Genomic DNA, 20,049 nt, shown 5'->3' with positions numbered 1-20,049 from the left:
CATGTCAGTCACGGCGGATCAAAACGATCCGCCCTACGTGTCAAATGCATGGGCCCCTGCGCGTAGGGCGGGTCATTGACCCGCCATCGTTGCTCAGTAGCGGAAGTTCGCAGTCAGGATTGCGGTACGGCCAGCGGCCACACCAACCCAGTGCGGCGAGCCGACCTTGTCGAAGTAGGTTTTGTCCGTCAGGTTCTGCACGTTCAACTGCAGGCTGATGTGCTTATCGACTTCATAACTGGCCATCGCATCGAAGCGCGCGTAACCCGGCACCCACTTATTATTGTTAATAGTAGCGTAGACTTTGGACACGGCGTTCACACCGCCGCCCACCGTCAGGCGATTGGCGAAGGTGTAGGAGGTCCACAGCGAGCCGCTCTTGCGCGGGGTGGATGGGAACCAGTTGCCGTTGAACGGGGACACCACCCACACCGGCGCAGCCGTGGTGCCGATATTGGTGAAGCCGTTGTCGGTCACTTTCGCGTCGAGGAAGGTCACGCCGCCGAACACCTGCCAGTTGCTGGTGATCGAACCGCTGGCGCCGAACTCCACACCCTTCACGGTCTTCTCGCCGATGTTCTGCGAAGTGCCGTCGCCGTTGCTGACGCGGGCATTGTTCATTTTGCTCTCGAAGATTGCGGCACTCAGCGACAGCCTGCGCGCCAGCACTTCCCACTTGGTACCCAGTTCGAAGTTCTTGCTGTCCTGCGGCTTCAGGTTCTGCACCGCCACGGTCAGGCCATCGACGCCTTCGCCGCCGTCGTTGCCCGGCGGGGTGGACGAGGTGCCATACGATGCGTAGATGCTGCTGTTCGGAGCAGGCTTGTACACCACGCCAACCTGGTAGTTGGTGAAGGTGGACTTCAGTCCCGCATTCACCGCCGCGGTGGTCACGCCAGCCAGCGTGTACTGCGGCACCGACAGCTTGGAGCGGAACTCATCCCAGCGCAGGCCCAGGTTCAGCAGCCACTGCGGATTGAATTCCACGGTGTCGAACATATACGCCGAACGGGTGTTGCTGTGGATGTTGTTCATCGCYGGCGACACGCTGCGGGTCTGGGTCCACGGATCGTTCGGATTCGGGTTCAGGATCGTGGTGCAGTTGTAGCCGGTGGCAGCGCCTGCAGTCGGGCAGTTGGTACTGTTGGTCAGGAAGTTGTTGGTCCCCGGCGTGAACAGATAGGTGCTGCGGTCCGTGATCTCGCGGCTGATTTCAATGCCGGTGGTGAAGCTGTTCTTCACGCCCGCCAGCATGAAGTCGCCGGTCAGGCTGGACGCGTTGGCCAGCGTGTCGGTGTCCGCGGTGCGGGTATTGGCGCGGCGCCACAGGGTGCCGTACAGGACGATATTGCCTTTCGAATCGTCCGGCTGGGTGTAGATGTAGTCGTTGCTGGTGCGGCCGCTGCGGGTCACGTTGCGGAAGGTCCAGCCATTGTGGAACTGGTGCTTGACGTCGATGGTGCCGATGTCGGATTTGGTGTCGCGGAAGTCGCGGTTCACCAGGCCGTAGAAGGTGTTGCTTGGCACATTCAGCGGCTCGCCGTTACCGTTCTTGGCAACGTTCGGGCCGGAGGTGATCGGGTTATTGAACGGCAGGCCGGAGTCCGGCAGTTCGCTCGACTGGAAGTGGTACCAGCTCAGGTCAACCTTGGTGGACGAGGACAGGCCAAACGCCACGGTCGGCGCGATGCCCCAGCGGTCGCCGTGCACTTCGTCGCGGCCGGCCACGTGGTTCTCGTGGTACATCAGGTTCAGGCGGAAGGCCGCGTCGTCGCCAATGGTGCGATTCAGGTCGCCGGTCACGCGGCGGTACTGCGCGGTGCCCACGCCGACGCTGGCGTTGGCGAAGTTCTCGGCCTTGGCGGTCTTGCTGACCATGTTCACGCTGCCGCCGGCGGAAGAACGGCCGCCGTATGCGGAGTTCGGGCCCTTCACGACTTCGATCTGCTCGATGTCGAAGATTTCGCGGGTGCCGGAGCCGGTGTCGCGGATGCCGTCGATATAGGTGTCGGACTGCGCGTTGTAGCCGCGGATAAAGAGGTTGTCGCCTACCGGGTTGCCGCCTTCGGCAGCGCCCATGGTAATGCCCGGCACGGTGCGCAGCGCATCCGTCAGGGACACGGCGCCGGTCTGGGAAATCACGTCAGCCGGGATCACGGTGACCGACTTGGGGGTGTCCAGCAGCGGCGCGGTGAATTTGTCGGAAGCGGACTTGCTGACCTGGAAACTCGTGCCTGCACTACCGGTTACAACCACTTCCGGCAATTTCTGGGTCGCAGGATCGGCTGCTTCTTCTGCATGGAGGGCCAAAGGCATCGCCAGAGTGGCAATTGCGGCAAGGGCGGCTGGCTGGTGCTTGCGGCTCTTAATGTAGGACATTTTTTCTTCTATTGGTTAGCAATCAAAATGCAAATGATAATGGTTTTCATTTACGTTAGCAATCCTGATTGCCGTTTTGCCTAGTTTGAGCACCTGCTTCGTGGCAGAATGGCACCATCCCCACCCGTAGAACAAGGACAAGCCATGAAAGGCGATAAAGACGTGCTCCGCCTGCTGAACGCTCAGCTGACGAACGAACTGACGGCCATTAACCAATACTTCCTGCACGCCCGCATGTACCGCCACTGGGGCCTGGAAAAGCTGGGCAAGAAGGAATACGACGAGTCGATCGGCGAAATGAAGCACGCCGACAAACTGATCGACCGCATCCTGATGCTGGACGGCCTGCCTAACCTGCAAGCCCTGCACAAGCTGCTGATCGGCGAGAACACCGAGGAAATGCTGGCGGCCGACCTGAAGCTGGAGAATGGCGCGCACGTGACCATCAAGGAAGGCATCGCGCAGGCCGAGAAAGTGGGTGATTACGTGTCGCGCGACCTGCTGCTGGAAATCCTGACCGACACCGAAGAACACATCGAGTGGCTGGAAACCCAGATCGACCTGATCGGCAAAATCGGCATTCAGAACTACCTGCAGTCGCAGATGTCCGAAGCGGACGAATAATTCGCTGATTCCGCAATGGCCGGCCAGGGCGCGCGCCCCTGGCCGGCACACACCAATTACACGTTATTCGGCGGATAGGATGCGACGCCGCCCAGCACAAAGGCAACCTGCTGCGTTGGCGGCAGGTTCGCTACGGGCGTGGCCGCCAGCGTTACCGTGACCGTGCTGCCCACGGCCTGGAAGTTGCTGACGGCATAGCCCGAGGTCTGCACGCCAGCCGATCCCGAGAAAATGCCGATCGACGTGTAAGCACTCCCCTGCTGGAAGGCGGCCGACATGGCGGCGACATTGGCGTTGGTAATCGTGAAGCTGATGGTTGGCGGATTGGAGATGACCCATTGTTTCAAGTGGCCAAACTGCTTGCCCTGTCCAAACGTGGTTGGCGGCTGGTAGGTCGTACTTTCACCAATCGCAAAGCCCGTGAGATTCGGGTTCTGCCAGGTCTGGATGATCTGGGTAAGAATCGTATTGTCGAACCAGCCCGTTGCCAGATTGGCGGAGAGTGCCTGAACGTCCGTGCCGAAGGTGGTCACCCCGGGATAGACAATGTTCAGCGTCATCGTCGACTGTTCGCTCGCGTAGGTTTCCACATTCACGGCACTGGCGCTGCCGCTGGCAGTAAAGGTGAACCATCCCGGCGACACGCTATAGCTGGCGTTGGCAATCGTCAAATTGGTCGACGTGGCTGAGAAACTGGACGCTGTGCATCCAATGCTGACCTGATTCGCGGTATTGCCAAGTCCCGCGGTCAGATTCGCCCACACCGGGACGGTATAGCCCACGTAGTAACTGCTGGCACTGGTCTGCAAGCCTCCATTCGCTGCGCCCGGCTGCGTTGCATTGGTCCTCGCCGCAGCCAGCTCCTGCAAGCCGGTGCTCTGCGCGACCTGGATGGCGGAAGCCGGACCCTGCGTATTGACGTAGGTCGTGAGTGCAGAGGAAGTATTCGGGTAAGCCAGGTTCATATTGATGGCAGCCTGGGACAGCCCCTGGTTATTTTGCGGCAGACCGGAACCATAATTACTGAATACCCAGGTAACCAGCGCCGGCCAGCCGGCATTTTGCGCTACCGGCACCTGGTCTTGAGCCACAGCAGCCCACACTTGCTGCTGGGCTTGACCAACTGCCGGGCTATTTAAAATGCGTGCATCGTCTTTCGACAATTGCCAGGTTACTTGGCTGAGTATTTGCGAATAAAATGTCGAGAAATTCTGCGGTTCGAATTTCAATAAAATATCATTGGCCGGTTCCAGCAGCGAATCCAGCGCCTGGAGAGAATTAAGGCTGTAGAAATTGCCGCTCTGGCCTTTAGTGCAGACCGGGAATCCACTTGGATAGCTGACCGGACTGAAAGTGCCTTGCAGGCTGGCACCGAGGCTGCTTTGTACGTTGGCGGCCAGTTGCGTGTAAAAAGCGGCCTGTCCTGGCGAACTGGCAGCCTGCGCGGCGGCTACGGCCGCTTGCGCGCGCAAGACAACAGGATGGCTGGCCAGCTCTGCAACGGTGGAGACACCCAGTGCGCTCTTCAGTGACGTGGCGGCACTGTCGCTAATGCCCTGAATGGATGAAACCGGGGCATTCATCAGCGCGTCACCGCGCAGCTGATTGCTCTTCGAGATGACAATATCATTGACATTCAATTTCAACTGTTTAGTCATGATTACCTCGCCTCTTTCAAGTTAATATTAATTAACCCAGCAGCAGATAATATTATCCAGCCGCACAGGAGAGGCCGAGTATGGCAAAGTTCGAACCTGCCAATACTCTTCAATAATCACGAAACAACAGTATTTTTTAAATATATTCCCGCAACTTACAGGGCTATATTTAAAAGTAAAAACTTAAAATATTATTATGCGAGGCCCCAGGCTTCGCGCCAGGGCTTGTAGAAATTGAGGTCTTGCGGCACCGCGCCGGCGATGCCGCAGATCGCACCCGCGAATTCGTTGGCGCGATTCAGCGTGGCGAGTATTTCCCAGCCATGGGCGCGGCCCAGCAGGAAGACTGCGGAAAAGGCGTCGCCTGCGCCCACCGTATCCACCAGCTTGGCCGGCGCCCGCACATCGTGCGAATGCGCGGCCGTGCCATCGGCGCCGAAGTACATGGCGCCGCGCGCGCCCAGCGTCACCAGCATGCCCTTCAGCGAGAAGTTGTGCATCAGCGAGCGGCACTCCGATTCCAGCACCACGCAATCCATCTTGTCCGTGCCGGGGCAGGTGTGGCAGTACCAGCTGAATAAAGTCTGCAGCTCCTGTTCGTTGACTTTCAGGATGTCGGCTTGCTGCAGCGAGGTGAAGACGATGGATTCGTCCACCCAGCCATCGCGCAGGTTCAGGTCGAAGAAGCGCTCGGCCGGGCTGGCGTCCAGCAGCGCGGCCAGGGCGTGGCACGACGTGGCGCTGCGCTGGGCCAGGGTGCCGAAGCAGATGGTGTCCGGCGAATAGGCGCGCAATACGTCCAGCGCCAGCACGCCTTCGAGATGGTCGTAGGCCTGGTCAGGCAAGATGTCGTAGTGCGGCACGCCATCCTCGCCGCGCGTGACGTGCACGCGGCCGGTGGGACGGGCGGGATCGGACTGTATGCCCTCGGGCGACATGCCGAAGCGGGTGAATTCGTCGCGAATGGTTTCGCCGCCGGCATCCCGGCCGACGCGGGTCACCATCAGTTGCGGCTGGCCGAAGGCGGCCAGGGTGCGGGCGAGATTGAAAGGAGCGCCGCCGGCCACTTGCTCGGTGCCGAAATCGTCCAGCAGGGCTTCGCCGAATACCAGGATTCTTTCAGACATCGCCGCTCCTTTGGCACGGCGGATCGACGATCCGCCCTAAATCAGTTGTCATTCCGTAGGACGGATCATCGATCCGCCGGAGTTTCAGCCAATTTTACCAAAGTGCACTTCCGGAGCCGGATCCGCGGCAGCTTGTGGGCGCGCCGCGCGCAGCTTGACGAACAGCACAGCTACCGCAGCACACAGGAGCAGTGCGCCCGCCAGCCGCACCACATTGGCAGGCTCGCCATGCAGCCAGCTGCGGTAATACAGCGGCAGCGTAAAAATCTGAATAATCATCGGGATCACGATGAACATATTGAAGATCCCCATGTAGACCCCGGTACGCTCGGGCGGAATGCTGCCCGCCAGCATCACATAAGGGTTGCCCATGATGCTGGCCCAGGCCAGCCCGACGCCGACCATCGGCAAGAGAAGCAGCAGCGGCTGAGTCACCAGCGGAATACACAACATGCCGATACCTGCCGCCGTCAGGCACAGGCTGTGCGTGATTTTCGGCCCAAAGCGGCGCGTGAACGGCACCAGCGCAAAGGCGGCGATAAAGGCGATGAAATTGTAGAAGGCGCCGATCTGGCCGTTCAGCAGACCCGCCTCACGAAAGCCCGCCGAGGAGGGATCGGCCGTTTTGTAGATGGAGGACGCCAGCGCCAGCATGATGTATTGCCAATAGCAGAACATGGCGTACCACTGGAACAGCTTCATCACCGCCAGCTGCTTCATGGTGGGCGGCATCTCGCGCAGGGCATCGGCAATCTCCTGCGCCGCATGGCGCCAGCCGCCGGGCTTGGCGCGCAATGCGGCTTCATCTTGCGGCGACAGCGGCAACTCCGGCGTCGTCCAGCAGCTCCACAGCACGGAAGTCAGCGAGAACACAGCACCCAGCAAAAAGGCGCCGATCACCGTGTAAGGAATATGGTGGCTGTTCACCGCATCGCGGCTGGTGCCGAGGTAGACCAGCACCGATGGCGTGAGATAGGCCAGCGTTTGGCCCAGCCCCGTAAAGGCGCTTTGCGTCAGGAAGCCCAAAGAATGCTGGCGCACCGCCAGCCGGTCGCTGACAAAGGCACGATACGGCTCCATGGTCACGTTGTTGGCCGCGTCCAGAATCCATAGCAGACCGGCCGCCATCCACAACACGGGGCTGAAGGGCATGGCCAGCAAACCGAAGCTGCAAATCACAGCGCCGATCAAAAAATACGGCGTGCGTCGTCCCCAGCGCGTCACGGTGCGGTCGCTCAGCGCGCCGATCAGCGGCTGCACCAGCAGGCCCGTGACGGGACCGGCCAGCCAAAGATAAGGTAGCGTTGCCTCGTCGGCGCCCAGGTATTTGTAGATCGGGCTCATGCTGCTCTGCTGCAGCCCGAAACTGAACTGGATGCCGAAGAAGCCGATGTTCATGTTGACGATCTGACGGAACGACAGATGCGGTTTATGCTGCGCCATCGTGTAACTCCGGTAAGGTCAGGCTTGCCAGCGCTGGAGCCATTGTTCGTAGAAGGACAGGTCAGGCGGCACAGCCCCGGACAAGCCGCACACAGCGCCCGCAAATGCATTCGCGCGCGCCATCGTCAACGCCAGCTCCCAGCCCTGCACATGGCCATGCAGGAAGACTGCGGAGAAGGCATCGCCCGCGCCGACGGTGTCGACCAGCTTGTAGGGCTCCTCGTTGCCATGCTCGCGGATCACGCGGCCATCTGCATCAATATACATCGCACCGCGCGGCCCCAGCGTGACGATCAGCGCCCGCAAACTGAATTGGGTGATCAGGCCGGAGCAGGCCTGCTGCACCCGCGTATCGTCGGCGCGCACGACCGGCGGCGCATCGGGCGCGTACCAGGCAAATAGCGCAGCCAGTTCTTCCTCGTTGACCTTGAGGATGTCCGCATGGCGCAGCGATTCGAACACGCTACGTTCGGTGTACTGGCCCTCGCGCAGATTCAGGTCAAGATAGCGTGTGGCGGCCGTGGCAGCCAGCAGGTCCAGCAGAGCCGAGCGCGAACGGAGGTCGCGTTGGGCCAGCGTGCCGAAATAGAGCACGCGCGGCGGCGCTCCGGCCAGCGCAGCCACCGCAGGGGCGGACGCAATATGGTCGTATGCCTGCTCGGGCAGGATATGGAAGCGATGTCCGCGCATGCTCCGCTCGACCACCACACGCCCGGTGGGCCATTGCGAATCGACTTGCAGCCCGGACTGCGGCATGCCATAGCGCTCAAATTCGGTGCGCACCCGGCCACCGTTTTCGTCTTCACCAATGCGCGTGATCATCAGCGTGGGCGTGCCAAGCGCCGCCAGGTTGCGTGCCGCGTTGAAGGGCGCACCGCCAACGACCTGCTCGTCGCCAAAGTCGTCCACCAGTGCTTCGCCAAACATTACGACATCCATGTCTGTCTTCATCGTTGTCATTTCGCGCGCTCCAGCCAGTGCATGGCCCATGGCGCAAGCTGCATCTCGCCCGAAAATGGCTGTCCTGATAAAGCGTCGCACCAGAAACCGTCCAGAGCAAACGCCTGTGGCGCACCGGAGAAATTGTAGAGTGCCAGGAAGCGCTCGCCGCGTGCCAGCGCCAGCACCGGGGACGGCGCCGCCAGCAAGCGACGTGGCGCATCGGCCGCCAGCTCCGGCAGGCGCTGGCGCGTGGTGATCAGTGCGCGCAGTCCGGCATAGACGCGGCCCGCAGGCGTCGCGGCATTGCGGCGCTGAACGAAGCGCTCCTCGTTCAGCAGCGGGCGCTGAAGCCAGCGGCTGTCCATCGCGCGGTCGGGGCGATCACGGAAGCTGTAGTCATTGGTCTGGCCCAATTCATCGCCCATGTACAGCACCGGCAGCGCGCCAAAGCTGAGCGCAAGGCCATGCAGCAGCAGCAGGCGGCGCAACGCCAGCGCGTCATCACCGGACGCGTCTTCGAGGCCCACCAGGCTGGCGGCCATGCCGTTGCTGCCGTGGGCAGCGGCCGGATCGCTGCTCTGGAAAGCCTCGCCGCGTGCATAGCTGCCGCCCGCTCCGGCAAAGAAGCGGGAAATCGCAGCCAGACGCGACGCGCCGTCGCGCCCTGCCTCGCCGGCTTCGGCCTTCAGCACATTCCAGCCAATATCGTCATGGCAGCGCACGTAACTGAGCCAGCTGGCATGCGGCGGCAGCTCGGGCGTGCCTTCCGCCACGCGGCGCAGCAAGGCGGTGTCCTGCTCCGCTAATGCTCCCCACGCGGCCGCCATCAGGCTGCTGTGATAGGCGATATGGCATTCCGGCTGCTGCGGCTGTCCGAAGTAAGCCGGCAGCTCGCGTGTTGGCACGATAGCTTCCGCCTTCAGCAGCACGCCCGGCGCTGCAATCGCAACGATGGCGCGCAAGGCCTGCAGGATGGCATGCGCCTCCGGCTGGTTCATGCTGTTGCTGCCTTCGCGTTTCCACAGGAAGGCGGTGGAATCGAGCCGGAACACCTCGACGCCGCGGTTGGCCAGGCGCAGCAGCGTGGCAGCCATTTCCGCAAACACTTCCGGATTCGACCAGTTGAGGTCCCATTGGTAGGGGTAGAACGTCGTCCACACCCAGCCGCCCATTGCCGGCACTTCGCTGAAATTGCCCGGCGCCGCCTGAGGGAATACCTGCCCCAGCGTGCGCTCGTAGCGGTCCGGCATTGCGCGGTCGGGGAAGACGTGGAAGAAGCGGCGCAGGCGCTCATCACCTTCGCGTGCGCCTTGCGCCCAGGGATGGTCATCGGCAATGTGGTTGAGGATAAAATCCGCGCACAAACTGATGCCGGCACTGCGCAAGCTCGCGGTCAGCGCCTCCAGATCCTCATTGCTGCCAAAGCGCGGATCGACTTCTTCAAAGCTGGCCACTGCAAAACCGCCATCGTTCTCCCCTGCCCGCATTTTCAGGAAAGGCAGCAGATGCAGATAGCGCACGCCCAGCTCCTTCAGGTGCGGAATACGCTGCTCGACGCCTCGCAGGTTGCCGCCGAAGCGGTCTACATAGCTGCAGTAGCCGAGCATGTGCTGGCCGAGGAACCAATCCGGCTGCGCTGCGCGTGCGGTGTCCTGCGCCGCCAGCGCGGGAGGACGCTGTCCGTGCACCTTGCCGATCTCCGCCAGCAGGCGCGCGTACCACAGCTCGAAATCGGGCACGCTGCCATACAGGCCTTGCAGGCAGTTGTGCAGCGCCGGGCCGTGAGCGCCGAAGCGCCGCGCAGCTTCTGTGCGCCTGCCTTCCGGCATCGCGTTCAGCAGGTGGTGGATGGAAGAAGACATCGGCATTGCAGGTTCCAGTATCAGCATCGGATTCAGAAGGAGTAGTTCAGGCCCGCTTTCACGGCACGGCCGCCGATCGAACGCGCGGCATGGCCATCGCCTTCGACCTCGGTGTAACCGATCTTGTTGAGCACATTGTTGGCGCTCAGCGACATGCTCAGTTTTTGGTTGAACTGATAGCGGGCAAACAGGTTCACCACATGGAAGGCCGGCATATTGATGGTGTTGGCGTCATCCGCCCACGAGCGGCCGGTGCCAACCACGCTGCCGCCTACGGTGACCTGTCCCCACACATAACTCGGTGCGATCTGGTAGGTGAAGCGTGCCTGGCGGCGCGGTGTATGACCGATGGTCGATTCCTGGCCCGCGGCAGCACCGACGATTTCAGCGTCGGTATAGGTCACGCCGCCGTTAATGCGGAAGTCACCCAGGCTCCACGCTGCTTCCAGCTCGGCACCGCTGGCCTTGTAGCGGTTGGCAGTGCTGATCTGCGTGGTCGCCTCGAAGTTCGATTCATCCGTCTTGGCGTGGAACAGCGTCAGGAAAGCGCTTGCACCGCCTGAGCGCCATTTCACACCGCCCTCGTACTGCTTAACCGTATTGATATTGATTGGCGCGCTGCCGTCCAGCGGAGTGCTGAACAGGATACGGTCGGCATTGAAGGCCACGCCTTCGCTGACGCGCGCAAACACGGCCAGGTTACGGTCGAACTGATAATTGCCGCCGACGGAATAGGAGGTATGGTTGATCTTGTAATCGACCTGCTGTTCGGTGGACGCGTTGTACTGCAGGCCATTGGCTGCGATGTTGGCCGTGCCGTCGGCACGCTGGCGGTCCTGGCGCACGCTGGCGTCGACGTTCAGCGGCCCTTTTTCCCAGCCCAGGTTCAGGTAGGGCGAGAGCAGCTTGTATTCCATGTCCACCGCACGCATGCAGCAGCCGCCAAAGGCCGGACCGACATAACCGGGAGTGGGCGACGCTGTCTGCAGCAAGGCCGGCTTGTCTTCGCTGAGCTGCATCAGGTATTCGTTGAAGTTCCAGGTCAGGCCCAGTTTCTGAATCGATGAGTACAGGCCGCCCGTTGCGGTCAGCTTGCCGCCTTCGACATTGAAGGTCTTCGACAGCTTCAGGTCATTCAGGGTATTGCCGGCATCATCGATCGAGGTATTGAAAACCACGGCGGAGAAAGCCAGATCGTTGTAGGCCTTGCCCTTGTTGGGTCCCGTGGCAAACACATAATTGCCGGCCACGCCGTTATTGCCCGGGAAGACGCCGAGGAAGCGCCCGCTGTTGCTGGATTTGCGGAAGTTGTCGCTGATCGTGAAGCCATTGCCCAGGTCGAACTGGGCGGCAATGCCAAAGCTGTCGCTCTTGACACGCAGGCCGTCGTTGACGTTGCTGGAGGCGCGGCCATTGTCCTTGGTGAGCGAGACGTCGCGCGTCCAATACGGCGAGTAAAAGGTCGCGGTGCGCGGGTCGATGCCGGGGATTTCGCTGATCTGGCCATTCGTCACGCGCACCGGCACCGGCAGCGCGGTCGGCGCCTTATCGTCCAGATGCTTGAAGGAGAACCGAATCCAGCCATTGTCCAGCTCACGCGTGACGTTGCCGCGGATCTGGCCGCCGTCTTCCGTGCTCATGCCCGTGTTGCGCTGGCCTTCGCCAGTGCGGTAATGCCCGCCGATGAAGAAGCGGGTCTTGGCATCGAAGCGGCCGCCGTAGTCGAAGTCATAGCGCGTCTCGTCGTAGCCCAGGCCACGCTGGATACCCAGATTGCCGCCTTCCTGCTCGCCCGTCTTGCTGATGAAGTTGATGATGCCGCCTGGCGAGTTGGTTGCCAGCGTGGATGCCGAGCCACCGCGCACCACTTCCAGGTGGTCGAGCGTGCCGTCGATCTTCACGTAGCTGTCCGGCGTAATGAAGTTGAAGTCGCCCGACTGCAGCACGGGCAAGCCGTCTTCCTGTATCTGCACATAGCGCGAACCACCGGCCGAAATCGGCACGCCGCGCACGGTGATGTTGGCATTGCCTTCGCCGCCCGAAGATTCGGAACGCACGCCGGGGATGGAGCGCAGCACTTCGGCGGCACTAGTGGGCGCTGCCAGGGCAATGTTCTCGGCGTCCATCGTGCTGACCGAAACGCTGGAGCGCATTTTCGAGCTGCGGCTGGCGGTGCCGGTGACGACGACGCGTTCCAGTTTCAGTCCGTCCACTGGTGCTGCGGGGCTTTCCGCTGCGGCGACGGTCGTGGCCACGTCCTGCGCCGGCGCGGCGGCTGTGCTGGTAGCTGGTACGGAATCCGGCGCGGTTTGCTGGGCGCTGGCAGGGTTGGCGAATGCGGCAGCGATGGCGGCAGCCATGCAGCCAAGTTTGGCTGTGCGTAAAACCATTGTCTCCTCCGATTAGGGGCTTATTCGAGGCCGCATCGTCCCGGCGGCCAGGTCTGCTGTACTGCAGATGCCTCATTATTCATCAGCTTTTTGAAAATTGCAATCGATTGCAATAAATTTGCAAAAAAGCTTCTGCAATAGGCTTAATCCAGATTGCAAACGGTTGCAATCAAATGGAACTGGAACGGCGAACGAGCGCAGTGGGGAGTTCGACGGACGGGGCCTGCCGGCCTTCGGTCAATTGCAGCAGGGCCGCCACCATGGCACGCCCGGCTTCCTGCACGGGCTGGCGCACCGTGGTCAGGGGAGGATGGAAATAGGAGGAAAGTTCGATATCGTCATAGCCAACAACGGCGACATCTTCCGGCACAGCGCGGCCCTGCTCGCGCAGGGTGTTAATCGCCATCATGGCCAGCAAGTCGGAACAGGCGAAAACGGCGTCGTATTGCACGCCGCGCTGTGCCAGTTCGGCAATGGCTTCGCGTCCGCCTTCCGGCAGGAAGGAGGCCGCCACGCACAAGGCTGGATCAACCGGCATACCGGCCGCCCGCAAGGCTTCGCAATAGCCGCGATAACGCTGCTCCACTTCCGGCAAGCGCGTATCGCCGAGGAAGGCGATGCGCTTGCGGCCCTGCGCCAGCAGGTGTTCCGCTGCAAGGCGTCCGCCGCTGACGTTGTCGCCGCCAATGGTGCAATACAGCTGCTGCGGCAACTGGGCTCCCCACACCACGATGGGCACATGGCGCGCCGCCATTTCGTTCAGCTGGTCGTGGTGGCCCCATTGGCCGATCAGGATGATGCCGATCACGCGGCCCGTATCGAACGGCGTCGCAGCGGCGTGCAGCTGCTCGGCATCGACCCGCGACAGCAGCATGTCGAAGCCCTGCTCCGTCAATGCGTCCGCCAGGGAGCCGATCATGCTGAGGAAGAAAGGATCGGACAGGCTCTGATGCACCTGCTGGTCGGACGGCACCACCACGGCCACAGTGCGGTTCTGCTTCAGGCGCAGGTTCTGTGCGCCGACATTGATGGTGTACTTGAGCGAACGCGCCAGCTCCATGATGCGGGTGCGCGTTTCTTCGTTGACCAGCTTACTGCCCGCCAGGGCGCGCGAGACGGTGGATGTGGACACGCCGGCAAGGCGCGCGATGTCCGCCATCTGCAGGCGGTCCTGGGAAGTAGGTTTGGCCATGCGTGCCGTTATGCGACGGGCACGGTGTCCTTGAAGGACGGACGCTCGGACAGCTTGTCAAACAACTTGCCCAGGTTCGGGTGCTTGTCGCGCCAGTCGATTTCCGGGAAGCGGAAGCTGAGCCAGCCCAGGGCGCAGCCGACGGCCACGTCGGCCAGGGAATAGTGATTACCGGCGCACCAGGCGCCGTCTTCCAGGCGCTCGGACATGGACGCCAGGCCCAGCTCCACTTTCTTCAGCTGGCGCTCGATCCACTCCGGACTTTGCTGCTTTGCGGGACGCAGGGTGCGCTCCAGGCGCACCAGTACACCGGCGTCCAGCACGCCGTCGGCCAGGGCTTCCCAGCATTTGATATCGGCCCGTTCGCGGCCGTTAGGGGGCAGCAGTTTGCACACCGGAGTGAGGGTGTCCAGGTACTCGACGATCACGCGCGAATCCTGCATGACATAGCCGTCTTCCATGACGAGGACCGGCACTTTGCCCAGCGGGTTCAGATTCTGGATCGTCGTTTCGGCGGCCCAGACATTTTCCTGTTCGAAGTGGTAGTCGAGTTTCTTTTCCGCCAGCACCACGCGCACCTTGCGCACGTAAGGACTGGTGAGTGAACCGATAAGTTTCATAGAAGCCAAGAGTCGAGAATTAGATAGCAGTATAACATCTAGGTTTGGCGCTTTGTCGCAGCGCAGAAACGGCGAGTGGCTTTCACGCCAATGGTAAAATCTTGTTTTTTCCCGCCTCTCCTTCCTTTCTATGACTACGCCCTACTCCACCTTGTCGGCCCTGTCCCCGCTGGACGGCCGCTACGCGTCCAAAACCGACAAGCTGCGTCCTATCCTGTCCGAATCCGGCTTCATGCACCACCGCGTGAAGGTGGAAATCGCCTGGCTGCAGGCCCTGTCGCAAGCCGGTTTCGCCGAGATCAAGCCGTTCTCCGCCTCCGCCACCGCCCTGCTGGACAAGCTGGCCGCCGAATTCACGGAAGCCGATGCCGCCCGCATCAAGGAAATCGAAGCCGTCACCAACCATGACGTGAAGGCCGTGGAATACTGGCTGAAAGAGAAGGTGAAGGACGTGCCGGAGCTGGTGGCCGCGTCGGAATTCATCCACTTCGCTTGCACGTCGGAAGACATCAACAACACCTCCCACGGCATGATGCTGAAGGCCGCGCGCGACGGCGTGATGGTGCCGGCCCTGAACGGCCTGGTCGCCAAGCTGACCGAAATCGCCCACGCCAACGCCGAGCTGCCGATGCTGTCCCGTACCCACGGCCAGACCGCCAGCCCGACCACCCTGGGCAAGGAATTCGCCAACGTGATCGCCCGCCTGCAGCGCGCCATCGAGCGCATCGCCAAGGTGGAAATCCTGGGCAAGATGAACGGCGCCGTGGGCAACTACAACGCCCACCTGTCGGCCTACCCATCGTTCGACTGGCCTGCGTTCTCGAAGAACGTGATCGAGCAGCGCCTGGGCCTGGTGTTCAACCCGTACACCATCCAGATCGAACCGCACGACTACATGGCTGAACTGTTCGACGCGTTCGCCCGTGCCAACACTATTTTGCTGGACCTGAACCGCGATATCTGGACTTACGTGTCGCTGGGCTACTTCAAGCAGAAGCTGAAGGCGGGCGAGATCGGCTCCTCCACCATGCCGCACAAGGTCAACCCGATCGACTTCGAAAACTCGGAAGGCAATCTGGGCCTGGCCAATGCCGTGCTGAAGCACCTGTCCGAAAAGCTGCCGGTGTCCCGCATGCAGCGCGACCTGACCGATTCCACCGTGTTGCGCAATATCGGCGTGGGCTTCGGCTACACCCTGCTGGCTTACGACAGCTGCCTGCGCGGCCTGAACAAGCTGGAAGTGAACCCGGCCCGCCTGGAAGCCGACCTGGACGCGAACTGGGAAGTGCTGGCCGAGCCGGTGCAGACCGTGATGCGCCGCTACGGTATCGAAAACCCGTACGAGCAGCTGAAGGAGCTGACCCGCGGCAAAGGCATCTCCAAGGATGCGCTGCGCGAGTTCATCAATGGCCTGGCGATTCCGCAGGAAGCCAAGGATGGCCTGCTGGCCATGACGCCATCCAACTACGTGGGTATCGCCGCTCAGCTGGCGAAAGCCATCTAAACCATAACGAAGGTGGCTGCCACCTTGTGGCAGCCACCAGCTTTATGGTGTTGGTTAAAAAAGGGCCCCTGCGGCCCTTTAACTTTTTCTTAAGGCAATTCTCTGTTACTTTGCGTACTCTGCGTTGCTCAGGCAAGCTTTGCGTTTCTTTGGTATATTTAGTCCTAATGCGTACTAATTTCTTTCACTAATTCAAGCAATGGAACGATATACCAAAACAGCAATATTGATTCACTGGCTCACCGCTCTGCTGATCATTGCCGCTTTCACCCTCGGTCTGGTGATGACCGATATTCCGGGCCTGACGCCAACCAAGCTCAAGTATTACTCCTGGCATAAATGGATGGGCATCACCGTGCTCGCGCTGGCCGTGATCCGCGTGCTGTGGCGCAAGGCGAATCGCCCGCCAGCGCATCCGGCTTCGATGAGCGCGCTGCAGGCCAAAGCGGCCGACGGCATGCACTACTTCCTCTACTTCCTGATTTTCGCGGTGCCGATTACCGGCTATCTGTACACCACGGCAGCGGGTGTGCCCGTTGTATACCTGGGCCTGTTCCAGATTCCTTCCCTGTTTGCCGCAGATCCTGCACTCAAGGAAATTCTGAAACCTGTACATTACTGGTTGAACATGATCATGGCGGCGGCGGTTGCCGCCCACGTCCTGGCCGCGCTCAAGCATCACTTTATCGATCGCGACAGCGTGCTCAAGCGCATGTTGCCCTAAACCTGTTGGAGTTATTTTTATGAAGAAAAGCGCATTGCTCGTTTCCCTGCTGGCGGTATCGCTGGTGGCTGGCGCGGCCGTCCTGAAGACCGATCCCGCCAAGACCAGCGTGTCGGCAGTGTTCAAGCAAATGAACGTGCCGGTCGAGTCCAAGTTCAAGAAGGCCAGTATCGTGATCGACTACAACGCCGCCACGCCGGATTCGTCCAAGGCTTCGGTTGAAATCGACACCGCCTCGCTCGATCTGGGCGACGCCGAAATGAACAAGGAAGTGGCGAAGAAAGAATGGTTCAATTCCGCGCAGTTCCCGAAAGCGACCTTCGTGTCCAGCGCCATCAAGGCGGCCGGTCCGGGCAAGCTGAATGTGACGGGCAAGCTGACCATCAAAGGCAAGGTGCAGGACGTGAGCTTCCCGATCGCCGTGAAGACTGACGGCGGCCAGCAAGTATTCGAAGGCGCCCTGCCAATCAAGCGTCTCGCTTTCAATGTGGGCGAAGGCGAATGGAAAGACACCGGCATGGTTGCCGATGAAGTGACGATCAAGTTCCACGTCGTAGGTAATTAATTTTTTGGAGATACTCGTAATGCGATTCAAGCTGCTCACCGCTGCCCTGCTGGCCGTATCCGCTTCCGCTGCCTTTGCCGGTACGTACAACATCGACCCGACCCACACCTACCCAAGCTTCGAGGCTGACCACAAAGGCCTGTCCGTATGGCGCGGCAAGTTCGACAAGACTTCCGGCACCATCCAGATGGACCGCGCGGCCAAGACCGGCACGATGGACATCATCATCGACGCAGCGTCGATCGACTTCGGTCTGGACAAGCTGAACTCCCACGCCAAGTCGGCCGACATGTTCAACGTCGAGAAATTCCCGACCGTGACCTACAAGGGCAAGTCCTTCAAGTTCGACGGCGAGCAGCTGGTGGCCGTGGAAGGTGAGCTGACCATGCTGGGCGTGACCAAGCCGGTCACCCTGAAGGTCAACAAGTTCAAGTGCATCGTCGACCCGCGCATGAAGCGTGAAGTCTGCGGCGCCGACGCCACCGCCGAGTTCAAGCGTACCGACTTCGGCCTGAACTACGCCACCCCAGCCTTCTCCCCGGACGTCAAACTGGCCATCCAGGTCGAAGCCATCAAGGCGGAGTAATAGAAAACGGCCGATCAATGATCGGCGCTACGTAGGGCGGGTCATCGACCCGCCGCATCGCCATCAGGCTTTATCGATCTTGTCCCACGCCGCGCGGGCGGCGTTTTTGGCTTGTTCCCAGGTCAGCCGGGACTGGCCTTTCACCTTATCCCATTCCGAGCCGAGCTTATCTTCCAGCTGGTCCCAGTGCGTGTCGCTGCGGCCGCGGATGGTGTAGCCGACTTCATAGGCTGGCTGGTAGTCGTCGAAGTCGTAGTTGGGGTTGAAGTAAGTCTCGTTGCGGTAGTGATCCTGCCAGTAGACACGTTCTTCGGCCGGGTTGACGTAAGCCGCCACGCCCTGCCCCACCAGTCCGCCTGCCAGCGCGCCAATCGCGGCGCCGGCTGCAATGCCGATCGGGCCGCCGGGAGCGCCGGCCGCGGCGCCTGCGACAGCGCCGGTGCCCACGCCCAGTCCGGTGCCGACCGGATGCTCACTGAGGGATTCTGCAACGTCCAGAGGGTCGCCGTCCTTGCGGCGCAGATCCTTGTCCTTGCTGTCCATGGGAAATCCTTTCCAAGATAAACGCTTTGCTGCCACCTTAGGCCAGCCCGGCTGCGGCATCTGTTCGTTGCCTCACATCTGCAACGGTTCGCTGGCGCACTGACCTTTACCGAAGCGCGTCCTACACTGGAATCAGGGCCGGGCAATAGGCTGGCTGCGATCTGTCAACCAAAAGACCGAGGGGGTGAGCAATGAACTTCATTATCTGGATCGTTATTGGCGGCATCATCGGCTGGCTCGCCAGCCTCGTCATGAAGACCGACGCGCAGCAGGGCATGTTCCTGAACGTGGTCGTGGGCATCATTGGCGCCCTGCTGGGCGGCTGGCTGCTGTCGCCGCTATTCGGTGCGGGGACCATCAATGCGGACGATTTCAGCGTCATGTCGCTGGTAGTGTCCTTCCTCGGCGCCGTGATATTGTTGGCGATCGTCAACCTAATTTTCCGCGGACGGGTCAGATAACCCCCCACGGCTGAGCAGCCCGCCAGGCCAGGCGGGCTTTTATTTGCCCGGCACCCAGGCCGGCTTGTGCTCGGTGAACCATTCGCGTTCCAGCGGCTTGTCGTAGGCCGTGTCCATCGCGCCCAGAGCCAGCGCAATGCGCTCCGGTTCCAGCGTGGTGCGGAAGGTCAGCGACGATCCGCATACCTTGCAGAAGCCGCGCCGTCCATATTCGGACGATTCGAATTCCACCAGCAGATTCTTGCCGCGTTCGATCACGAAGCCTTTGCTATCGACGTTCACATAGCTTCCCGCCGCCGCGCCGTGCTGCTTGCGGCAGTTGTCGCAGTAGCAGTGGCTGGAGCGGAAGAACGGGCCATTGGCCTTGTAGGTAATGCCGCCGCACAGGCAGCTGCCGCGAATCGGTTCAGTCATCATGGTCTCCTTATCCAGGAGCTATTCTGCCAGCTTCAGCCCCATGATGCCCATGACGATGACCGCGATCAGCACCAGCCGCAAAGGCGACGCGCTTTCGCCGTAGAAGACAATTCCCAGCGCCGCCGCACCCGCCGCGCCAATGCCCGTGAAGACGGCGAACGCCGTACCGACCGGCAGATTGCGCAGCGCGAGCGTGAGCAGCAGGATGGCGCCGTTGGCGAACAGCAGGCCGAGGATGCTGGGCCACAGCCGCGTCCAGCCGTCCGCATACTTCAGCGCGACAGCCATGGCGATGTCGACCAGTGCCGCGGCCAGCAACAGCAGCCAGGCCATTACGCGGCATCCGCCCGCGCTGGTGGAATGGCGGCGGCGAGTCCGCGCTGCACGGCGGGACGCGCTTCGATGCGCGCCAGCCATTCCGCTACTGCCGGGTAATCGCTCATCGAAATCCCCAGCTCATGGTGCGAACGCAGCCAGGTGAAGGCCGCGATATCGGCGATCGAATACTGGCCGGCAGCCACCCACGGCTGTTCGCGCAAGCGCTCTTCGTACACGCCGTACAGCCGCCGCGCCTCGCGTCCATAGCGCTCCAGCGCCATCTCGTTGCGCTCCTTCGCACCATGACGGAAGAACCAGAGCTGGCCCAGCATCGGACCAATACTCGCCATCTGCAGGAACAGCCATTGCAGCACTTCGCTGCGCGCATCGCCGCCTGCGGGCAGCAGCCGTCCCGCGCAATCGGCGAGGCCGGCATGGTCCGCAAGGTGAATCAGGATCGCGCCGGACTCGAAAACCGGCCGGCCGTCCTCCTCCACAAGCAGAGGAATCTTGTGGTTTGGACTCATCTCGCTGAACGGCGGCCGATGCTGCTCGCCAGCGTTAAGGTCCACGAATACCACCTCGTGCGGCATGTCCAGCTCTTGCAGCGCGATGGTGATCTTTTGCCCGTTGGGCGTGTTGGCAGTGTGTAGTGTTTTCATGCAGCCAGTGTAGCCGCCGCAAAAACGCATTA

Annotated in this window: 19 protein-coding genes; 6 read left to right on the top strand and 13 right to left on the bottom strand. The window is 61.3% G+C overall.

All coding sequences use genetic code 11. The features are described 5' to 3' along the window. Positions 1-93: 93 nt before the first annotated feature. A complete protein-coding gene (locus AB4Z19_RS11700; protein WP_442021822.1) occupies positions 94-2,379 on the bottom strand; it encodes a TonB-dependent receptor in 2,286 nt (761 codons plus the stop codon). 144 nt (positions 2,380-2,523) lie between these two features. On the opposite strand from AB4Z19_RS11700, the gene bfr reads away from it, so the two are divergent. Further along, positions 2,524-3,003, top strand: coding sequence for a bacterioferritin (gene bfr / locus AB4Z19_RS11695; RefSeq protein WP_442021820.1), 480 nt, complete (start codon positions 2,524-2,526; stop codon positions 3,001-3,003). Positions 3,004-3,059: 56 nt separating this feature from the next. Here the strand turns inward: bfr and AB4Z19_RS11690 are convergent, their stop codons facing one another. From AB4Z19_RS11690 to AB4Z19_RS11655, 8 genes are all read right to left on the bottom strand, one after another. Continuing rightward, on the bottom strand, positions 3,060-4,661 hold the full coding sequence (locus AB4Z19_RS11690) for a hypothetical protein (protein ID WP_442021818.1): 1,602 nt from the start codon (positions 4,659-4,661) through the stop codon (positions 3,060-3,062). A 194-nt stretch (positions 4,662-4,855) separates the two neighbouring features. Then, positions 4,856-5,788 carry a PfkB family carbohydrate kinase gene (locus AB4Z19_RS11685; protein WP_442021816.1) on the bottom strand — a complete coding sequence of 311 codons (933 nt, stop codon included), beginning with the start codon at positions 5,786-5,788 and terminating at the stop codon, positions 4,856-4,858. Positions 5,789-5,872: 84 nt separating this feature from the next. Beyond that, a complete protein-coding gene (locus AB4Z19_RS11680; RefSeq protein ID WP_442021814.1) occupies positions 5,873-7,231 on the bottom strand; it encodes an MFS transporter in 1,359 nt (452 codons plus the stop codon). An 18-nt stretch (positions 7,232-7,249) separates the two neighbouring features. Then, positions 7,250-8,170, bottom strand: coding sequence for a PfkB family carbohydrate kinase (locus AB4Z19_RS11675; RefSeq protein ID WP_442035304.1), 921 nt, complete (start codon positions 8,168-8,170; stop codon positions 7,250-7,252). Positions 8,171-8,187: 17 nt separating this feature from the next. Continuing rightward, positions 8,188-10,035 (bottom strand): alpha-amylase family protein, encoded by a 1,848-nt coding sequence (locus tag AB4Z19_RS11670; RefSeq protein WP_442021810.1) that lies wholly within the window; start codon positions 10,033-10,035, stop codon positions 8,188-8,190. A 32-nt stretch (positions 10,036-10,067) separates the two neighbouring features. After that, on the bottom strand, positions 10,068-12,425 hold the full coding sequence (locus AB4Z19_RS11665) for a TonB-dependent siderophore receptor (protein WP_442021808.1): 2,358 nt from the start codon (positions 12,423-12,425) through the stop codon (positions 10,068-10,070). A 169-nt stretch (positions 12,426-12,594) separates the two neighbouring features. Next, positions 12,595-13,617 carry a LacI family DNA-binding transcriptional regulator gene (locus tag AB4Z19_RS11660; protein ID WP_442021806.1) on the bottom strand — a complete coding sequence of 341 codons (1,023 nt, stop codon included), beginning with the start codon at positions 13,615-13,617 and terminating at the stop codon, positions 12,595-12,597. An 8-nt stretch (positions 13,618-13,625) separates the two neighbouring features. After that, entirely contained in the window at positions 13,626-14,237 is a 612-nt protein-coding gene (locus tag AB4Z19_RS11655) for a glutathione S-transferase family protein (protein WP_442021804.1), read from the bottom strand. Between the two features lie 130 nt (positions 14,238-14,367). Between AB4Z19_RS11655 and purB the strand changes: the two genes are divergently transcribed. The 4 genes from purB to AB4Z19_RS11635 all read left to right on the top strand — a co-directional run bounded on the left by purB (position 14,368) and on the right by AB4Z19_RS11635 (position 17,616). Then, positions 14,368-15,741: an adenylosuccinate lyase gene (purB, locus tag AB4Z19_RS11650; RefSeq protein ID WP_442035303.1), complete on the top strand. Its 1,374-nt coding sequence runs from the start codon at positions 14,368-14,370 to the stop codon at positions 15,739-15,741. A 199-nt stretch (positions 15,742-15,940) separates the two neighbouring features. Continuing rightward, positions 15,941-16,465 carry a cytochrome b gene (locus AB4Z19_RS11645; protein ID WP_442035302.1) on the top strand — a complete coding sequence of 175 codons (525 nt, stop codon included), beginning with the start codon at positions 15,941-15,943 and terminating at the stop codon, positions 16,463-16,465. A gap of 19 nt (positions 16,466-16,484) precedes the next feature. Beyond that, positions 16,485-17,030 carry a YceI family protein gene (locus AB4Z19_RS11640; protein WP_442021798.1) on the top strand — a complete coding sequence of 182 codons (546 nt, stop codon included), beginning with the start codon at positions 16,485-16,487 and terminating at the stop codon, positions 17,028-17,030. A 19-nt stretch (positions 17,031-17,049) separates the two neighbouring features. Further along, entirely contained in the window at positions 17,050-17,616 is a 567-nt protein-coding gene (locus AB4Z19_RS11635) for a YceI family protein (RefSeq protein WP_442021796.1), read from the top strand. A 63-nt stretch (positions 17,617-17,679) separates the two neighbouring features. On the opposite strand, the gene AB4Z19_RS11630 is transcribed toward AB4Z19_RS11635, so the two are convergent. Beyond that, positions 17,680-18,159, bottom strand: a complete 480-nt coding sequence (locus AB4Z19_RS11630) for a hypothetical protein (RefSeq protein ID WP_442021794.1) — start codon at positions 18,157-18,159, stop codon at positions 17,680-17,682. A gap of 191 nt (positions 18,160-18,350) precedes the next feature. On the opposite strand from AB4Z19_RS11630, the gene AB4Z19_RS11625 reads away from it, so the two are divergent. Further along, positions 18,351-18,620 (top strand): GlsB/YeaQ/YmgE family stress response membrane protein, encoded by a 270-nt coding sequence (locus tag AB4Z19_RS11625; RefSeq protein WP_442021792.1) that lies wholly within the window; start codon positions 18,351-18,353, stop codon positions 18,618-18,620. A gap of 39 nt (positions 18,621-18,659) precedes the next feature. Here the strand turns inward: AB4Z19_RS11625 and AB4Z19_RS11620 are convergent, their stop codons facing one another. Genes AB4Z19_RS11620 through AB4Z19_RS11610 form a run of 3 tightly spaced genes read right to left on the bottom strand, consistent with a single transcriptional unit; the run spans position 18,660 to position 20,017 of the window. Beyond that, entirely contained in the window at positions 18,660-19,037 is a 378-nt protein-coding gene (locus tag AB4Z19_RS11620) for a GFA family protein (RefSeq protein ID WP_442021790.1), read from the bottom strand. An 18-nt stretch (positions 19,038-19,055) separates the two neighbouring features. Continuing rightward, positions 19,056-19,370, bottom strand: coding sequence for a DMT family transporter (locus tag AB4Z19_RS11615; RefSeq protein WP_442021788.1), 315 nt, complete (start codon positions 19,368-19,370; stop codon positions 19,056-19,058). Next, positions 19,370-20,017, bottom strand: a complete 648-nt coding sequence (locus AB4Z19_RS11610) for a glutathione S-transferase family protein (protein WP_442021786.1) — start codon at positions 20,015-20,017, stop codon at positions 19,370-19,372. Before AB4Z19_RS11610 ends, AB4Z19_RS11615 begins: the two co-directional genes overlap by 1 nt. Positions 20,018-20,049: the final 32 nt, after the last annotated feature.

This window comes from Pseudoduganella sp. RAF19 (assembly GCF_052114165.1).
Classification (GTDB): Bacteria; Pseudomonadota; Gammaproteobacteria; order Burkholderiales; family Burkholderiaceae_D; genus Rugamonas.
Note: the sequence above shows the minus strand (reverse complement) of the source record. Positions and strands in the feature narration are given on the sequence as shown.